Genomic DNA, 6,963 nt, shown 5'->3' with positions numbered 1-6,963 from the left:
TCGGCGGACGGCCGGTACCGGTCGACGGCGACGGGGATGCCGGTGGTCGGGTCGGTGAACACCCGATCCCACCCGGGCGCGAGCCCCGCCAACCGGCGGGCAAGCGCCGGGTCGATGGGCCCGTACCCGGCGAGCAGGGCCGGGCCGCTGTTCGGGTCGCCGGCGAGGGTGAGGGCGGGGACCGTCACCTGGATCTGCGCCGTCACCGCTTCCACTCCGGCGCCAGTGGCGCGGGTGGAGGGAGTAGCGGTCAGGAGCAGGTCAGTGAGGATGTCCGCACGCACCTGCGCCAACGTACGGGAGTCCTTCACGGCAGCGGGCGTGGCCGTGGCCGTGGTCGCGCGCGTGGTCGTGCAGGTCACGTCGGTGGGGCGGGCGGGGCCGGTGATGAGCGTGTCGACATCGGCGAAGGCATCCGCGTCGGTGACATCCGCCTCACCGTCGCTGTCCTCGTCGGGCTGGTCGAGGATCGCCCGACCCCGGGCCGTCAGCGTGTCGTGGATCGCGTGGGCGAGCGGTGCGGGAAGATCCGCGACCAGTCGAGCCATCCCGTCCTCCAACGGGAACAACCGCACCGAGCGTTCCTCATACGCACGCTGCGCAGCCTCAGTGAACGCGGCCGGGTCGATGGTCGCCGCGATCGCCTTCGCCGCCGCGCTCATCCGCGCAGGCGACTCCGACCGGGCCGCCTCCAGGGCGAGGGTCTCGTACCGTGACCGGTCCTCCTCGGTCGTCAACAGCGTGCCGGTGCGGCTGATCGCCCACGCATGAGCGGCATCGATCTCCCCGCACGACCACACCTCAAACGTCCGCGGGAACAGGGTCGTCAGCAGGTACGCCTCCGACATCCGGCGCTGCACACCCCGATCCGACACCCGCAACGCCATCGCGAGCTCCAACGCGACCTCCCGCAACGGCAGATCCGCATCCGACGACCGCACCGACCCACCCCGCTGCTGCACCTCCTGACGCAGCAACGCCGTCCGCTCCGCGACCAGTCCCACCGCGTCGGCCAGGAGCCGCGCCTCCGCGGCCTGCGCCTGAGCCGCCCGACGCCGCGCATCCACGACACCGGTCACCACGGCATCCAGCCCGGGCCAGGTCGTATCACCCTCACGGGTGCTCGTCAGCGCGTGCATCATCACCCCTGACCCGGCATCAACCGGAGGACAGGACCCGCAACAGAAGGTGGGCACGCGCGGGGTTTCTTCATCCCACTATAGAACAAAACTTCGAAAATTGCAAGAGAACATTGCCCTCGGCCCGCGCCGTCCATCGGGCGGGTAGCCTCGGAGCATGGTCGCCGTCCCGCTCACGCTGCGCGCAACGACGCACGCCGCGCGACAGGACGGCGCCGTTTCCGCGCCCCGGTCGACGTCGCCGGCAGCGCCCGGCGCCCCGCTCGTCGACCGCTTCGGCCGGGTGCACCGTGACCTGCGCATCTCGCTCACCGACCGCTGCTCGCTCCGCTGCACCTACTGCATGCCCGAGCAGGGCAACGAGTGGCTCGCGCGCACCAGCATCCTCTCCACCGACGAGATCGTCCGCGTGGCCGCGGTGGCCGCGGCATCCGGGATCACGACGTTCCGCCTCACCGGTGGCGAGCCGCTCCTGCGCGCCGACATCGTCGACGTCGTGCGGCGCCTTGCGGCGATCGAGGGTCCGAGCGGCCCCGTCGAGATTGCCCTGACGACCAACGGCATCCGGCTGGGGGAGGTGCTGCCCGACCTCGTCGCGGCGGGACTGCAGCGGCTCAACATCTCGATCGACACGCTCGATCGCGAGCGGTTCCGCGAGCTCACCCGGCGGGACCGGTTGGACGAGGTGCGCGCGGGGATCGCCGCCGCCGCGGCCTCGGGTCTGCGGCCGCTCAAGCTCAACGCCGTCGCCATGCGCGGCGTGAACGAGGACGAGCTCGCCGACCTGGTCGCCTTCGCGCTCGACCACGGCGCCGAGATGCGCTTCATCGAGCAGATGCCCTTGGATGCCGGGCACACGTGGGACCGCTCGCAGATGGTCACCCGCGACGAGATCCTCGCCGCTCTCGCCGCCCGGTGGACCCTCGATCCGATCCCCGGGCGGGGCGGAGCGCCCGCGGAGCGCTTCCTCCTCGACGGCGGTCCCGCGACGGTCGGCGTCATCGCCTCGGTCACGGCCCCCTTCTGCGGCGCGTGCGACCGGCTGCGGCTGACCGCCGACGGGCAGCTGCGCAACTGCCTGTTCTCGAACGACGAGTACGACCTGCTGCCCGTGCTGCGCGCGGCCGGCTCCGACGACGCCGCGATCGACGCCGTGCTGCACGACTGCGTCGCGGGCAAGCTCCCCGGCCACGCGATCGACGATCCGTCGTTCCTGCAGCCGCATCGCGGGATGAACGCGATCGGCGGCTGAGCCGCATCCGGCGCGCCCGGGTCAGGCCTCGATGCGACCTCCGGCGAGGCGCACCGTGCGGTCGACGAGTCCGGCCGGCACCTCGACGTGCGAGATCAGGACGACGGCCCGATCGGGACCGACGGCCGACAGCAGGTCGGTGAGCAGCGCATCCGAGGCGTCGACGTCGACACCGGCGGTGGGCTCGTCGAGCACCAGCACGGGGAAGCCGTGCAGCAGCGCCCGCGCCAGGGCGATGCGCTGGGCCTGCCCTCCCGACACGAGCGCGCCGCGCTCCCCGACGCGCGCGTCCAGTCCGCCGCGCTCGTGCAGCCAGTCGCCCAGACCGACCCGCTCCAGCACGGCCTCCAGCTCGGCATCCGTCGCGGTGTCGTGGGCGAAGAGAAGGTTCTGCCGGATGTCCTCGTCGAAGAGCATCGGCTGCTGTTCGCACAGTCCGACCGTCTCCCGTACGTCGTCCGGATCGAGATCGGCGACGTCGACGCCGCCGATCGTGTAGCGCCCGCGCACGGTGTCGAGGAAGCGGACCAGCACGTGCGCCACGGTCGTCTTGCCCGCGCCGCTGGAGCCCACCACGAGCACGCGCTCGCCCGGGGCGATCGACAGGTCGAGGTCGTGCAGCGCGTCCTCCCGCGCCGCCGGCCAGCGCGCCGACACGCCGTGGAGCACGATGCCGTCGCCCAGATCGGGGCCCGTGCCGACCGCCGGGACGGTGGCGACCGGGATGCCGGCCGGCACCGTGTCGGGCACCGCCTCGGCGATGCGTGCGGCCGCCGCGCGCACCTGACGCCAGGCGGATGCCGCCGCGGGAACGGCGGTGAAGACCTCGAACACGGCCATCGGCACGAGCACGACGACCGCGAAGGCGGGACCGGTGATCGTGCCGTCTCCGACGGCGCCCACCGTCGCGAGCACGGCGAGCAGCGACGCGGCACCGGCCAGCACCGACACGAGAGCCGTCGAGCCCGCCTGCGCGCCGGCGCGGCGGGTGACCGCGCGGCGCAGCTCCGCGTCGGCGGCGGCGATCCGTGCCGCGCTGCGCCCGGCCGCGCCGTACGCGGTCAGCACGTCGAGGCTCGCGAGATGGTCGAGGACGGCGTCGGCGAGCCGGGCCCGCAGCGGGGCGATCGATCGCTCGGCCCGCGAGCCGGCGAGCCATCCCCAGCCGACCGCGACGAGCGCCGCGACGACCAGGCAGGCCAGGAGGGTGAGCGCGGCCGGCCACCAGACGAACGCGACGAGCACGACGGCGCCCAGGGCGACGGCCGCCGACGACACGAGTGGCAGCACCACCCGCAGCGGCAGGTTCTGCAGCTCGTCGACGTCGTCGACGAGAGCGCCCAGCACCGACCCGCGGCGGGTGCGGGTGAGGCCGTCCGGGGCCAGCGGGATCAGCCGTCGCACGAGATCGGTGCGCGTGACCGCGAGCTGGCGCAGGGCCGCATCGTGGCTCGCGAGCCGTTCGGTGTAGCGGAAGGCCGCGCGGCTGAGGGCGAACGCCCGCACGCCGACGACGGCGGCCGACAGGTACATCACGGGGGGCTGCTCGCTGGCGCGGACGATCAGCCACGCGCTGCAGGCGAGGAGTGCGACCGCGGAAGCCTCGGACAGGAAGCCGGCGGCCGCGCCCGGCCAGAACCGTCGCAGCGACGGCATCGCGCGCCGGAGCACGTCGGTCGTCGTGGTCACCTCGTCACCTCCTCGGCGGAGACGGCGGAGACGGCGGGGACGGCGGCGCGGGTGACCTCGGCGCCGGTGACGGCGACCACGCGGTCGGCGATCTCGCGTGCACTGCGGCGGTGGGAGATGAGCAGCACCGTCGCGCCGGCGTCGGCGAGCTCGCGGATGCCGCGCCAGAGGGCGGCCTCCGTCGCGGCATCCAGGGCCGAACTGGGCTCGTCGAGGGCCAGCACCGACGCGTGGCCGCGCAGGTGCCGGTACACGGCGCGTGCGACGGCGACCCGCTGGGCCTGTCCTCCGGACAGACCCGCGCCCTGGACCCCGAGATCGAGGTCCGGGTCGAGCTCGTGCGCCTGCGCGATCCGCAGGGCGCGGACGACGAGGGCGCGCCGGGCGGCCGCATCGGCATCCTCGTCACCGAGCGCGACGTTCGCGGCGATCGTGCCGGCGACGAGTCCGGGACGCTGCCCCGCCCACGCGAGCCAGGTCGCCGACGGCAGCGCGCTCACCGGCATCCCGTCGAGCTCGGCCGTGCCGTCGAACCCGGCGGCGCCGAGCAGCGCCGCGAACACGCTCGACTTTCCCGCGCCGCTCGGCCCTTCCAGGAGCGTGACCGTTCCCGGCGCGGCGTCGAAGTCGACCGGTGCCAGCGTCGATTCCCCGCGGCGCACGCGGAGCTCGCGGACCACGAGGTGCCCCCGCGGCCCGGGAGGGAGCGCGGGCGCCGCGGCGCGCGCGGCCTCTCCGCCGGATGCCGCCGACGCGCGGGCCTCGTCGAGCACCGCGAACACGTCCTCCGTCGCGGCGACGCCCTCGGCGGCGGCGTGGAACTGCACGCCGACCTGGCGCAGCGGCAGGTAGGCCTCGGGGGCGAGCAGCAGCACGAACAGGCCGACGGCGAGCGTGATCGTCCCGTCGATGAGGCGGAAGCCGATGGACACGGCGACGATCGCCACCGAGATCGAGGCCAAGAGCTCGAGCGCGAAGCCGGACAGGAACGACACGCGCAGCACGCGCATCGTCTCGGTGCGGTAGGTGTCGGTGACCTTCTCGATCGAGCCGGCCGCGCGGTGCTGGCGGCCGAACACCGTGAGGGTCGACAGCCCCTGGACGGTGTCGGCGAAGCGTGCGGCGAGCCGCCCGAGCGTGCGCCACTGCCGTTGCTGGACGGTGCGCGTCGCGAGCCCGATGAGCACCATGAACAGGGGGATGAGGGGGAGGGTCAGCAGGACGGTGAGCCCCGAGATCCAGTCCTGCCACCACATGACGGCCAGCAGGACGGGCGTCGCGATGGCCGTGAGGACGAGCTGCGGCAGGTAGCGCCCGAAGTAGGCGTCGAGCGCCTCCAGTCCCCGTCCCGCGGTCACGGCCAGGCGGGCCGTGTTGCGTTCCGCGAGCCAGCCCGGGCCGAGGATGCCGACCGCATCCACCAGCTGCGCCCGCAGCTGGGCCTGCACGCGCGCGGCGGCCCGCGCGGACAGCACCTCGCGCGCCCACAGCAGCAGTGCCCGCACCACCACGACGCCGCCGAGGGCCAGGAGCGTCGCGGTGAGCTCGGCCCACGGCATCCCCTCGATCGCGCGGGTGATCGCGTGGGTGAGCAGCCAGGCGAACGCGACGACGACGGCCGTCTGCGCCGCTCCGATCAGGGCGATCGCGACGAAGAACGCGCGGGATGCCGACGCATACCGCAGCAGGCGCGGGTCGACGGGTCGCACGCGTGTGTCTGCCATCCTTCGATCCTGCCTCATCCTTCATCCCCCACGAGCCGCCATCACACGGCCGAGCCGCCACGTTCCGGCCGGCCGAAGCATGTCGGCTCGAACAGAACGTGGCGGCTCGGCGGTGAGTGTCAGTGCGCTTCGGCCAGCTCGGCCTTCTCGATCGTCGAGCGGGTGATGCGCTTGCGGAACACCCAGTAGGTCCACGCCTGGTAGGCGAGCACCAGCGGCAGGAAGATCAGCGCCGCCCACGACATGATCTGCAGCGTCATGGTCGTGCTGGAGGCGTTGGAGATCGTCAGGCTGAACGCGTCGTCGGTCGTCGACGGCATCACGTAGGGGAACAGGGCCAGCCACAGCGTGAGCACCGCGAAGACGATCGTCACGGCGCCGGCGGCGAAGGCCTTGCCGTCGCGGTCGGCGATGTTGAGCCACACCGACAGCAGCAGCGCGACCGCGGCGATGACGCCGCACGCGATGACGGCCCACAGCAGCGGCGCCTCGCGGCCCGCGGCGATGAAGATCGTCCAGACGACCGTGCCCGCGGCGAAGATCACGGTGGGGATCGCGAGCTTCTTGCCGAGCGCCTGCGCGTCGTGGTGCACCTGCCCGTCGGTCTTCAGGCCGACGAAGTACACGCCGTGCAGGAAGAACAGCAGCAGCGTCGTCACGCCCACCCACAGCCCATACGGGTTGAGGAGCGTGAACAGTGAACCGGTGAAGTTCTTGTCGGCGTCGATCGGCACACCCTGCACGATGTTCGCGACCGCGACGCCCCACAGCAGGGCGGGCACGGCCGAGCCGACCACGATCATCGCGTCGAAGCGGCGCTTCCACCGCAGGTCGTCGCGCTGGTGGCGGTACTCGAACGAGACGCCGCGCGCGATGAGCGCCAGCAGGATCAGCAGCAGCGGCAGGTAGAACCCGCTGAACAGCGTCGCGTACCACTCCGGGAACGCCGCGAACAGACAGGCGCCGGCGACGATGACCCAGGTCTCGTTGAGGTCCCACACGGGGCCGATCGTGTTGATCACCTGGCGGCGCGACACCTCGTCCTTGCCGAGGAAGGGCAGCGACATGCCGACACCGAAGTCGAAGCCGTCGAGCACGAAGTAGCCGACGAACAGCACTCCGACGATGAAGAACCAGAGATAGGCGAGGTCCATGTCAG

At 72.8% G+C, this 6,963-nt stretch carries 5 protein-coding genes; 1 reads left to right on the top strand and 4 read right to left on the bottom strand.

Annotated features, from left to right (window positions below; all coding sequences use genetic code 11):
- On the bottom strand, positions 1-1,139 hold a 1,139-nt coding region (locus tag AC1Q49_RS08830; RefSeq protein ID WP_492491684.1), incomplete at its 3' end, for a DUF222 domain-containing protein.
- A gap of 157 nt (positions 1,140-1,296) precedes the next feature.
- Here AC1Q49_RS08830 and moaA point away from each other — a divergent pair.
- Complete coding sequence (moaA, locus tag AC1Q49_RS08825) at positions 1,297-2,391, top strand: GTP 3',8-cyclase MoaA (RefSeq protein ID WP_060959966.1); 1,095 nt, start codon at positions 1,297-1,299, stop codon at positions 2,389-2,391.
- A 21-nt stretch (positions 2,392-2,412) separates the two neighbouring features.
- Here the strand turns inward: moaA and cydC are convergent, their stop codons facing one another.
- The 3 genes from cydC to cydB form a co-directional block, all read right to left on the bottom strand.
- Positions 2,413-4,080: a thiol reductant ABC exporter subunit CydC gene (gene cydC, locus AC1Q49_RS08820; protein ID WP_492491681.1), complete on the bottom strand. Its 1,668-nt coding sequence runs from the start codon at positions 4,078-4,080 to the stop codon at positions 2,413-2,415.
- On the bottom strand, positions 4,077-5,804 hold the full coding sequence (cydD, locus tag AC1Q49_RS08815) for a thiol reductant ABC exporter subunit CydD (protein WP_492491679.1): 1,728 nt from the start codon (positions 5,802-5,804) through the stop codon (positions 4,077-4,079). Before cydD ends, cydC begins: the two co-directional genes overlap by 4 nt.
- Positions 5,805-5,923: 119 nt before the next feature.
- Positions 5,924-6,958, bottom strand: a complete 1,035-nt coding sequence (gene cydB / locus AC1Q49_RS08810) for a cytochrome d ubiquinol oxidase subunit II (protein ID WP_060959969.1) — start codon at positions 6,956-6,958, stop codon at positions 5,924-5,926.
- Between the last annotated feature and the right edge of the window lie 5 nt (positions 6,959-6,963).

It is taken from the genome of Microbacterium sp. MPR-TSA4 (genome assembly GCF_058792815.1).
Note: the sequence above shows the minus strand (reverse complement) of the source record. Positions and strands in the feature narration are given on the sequence as shown.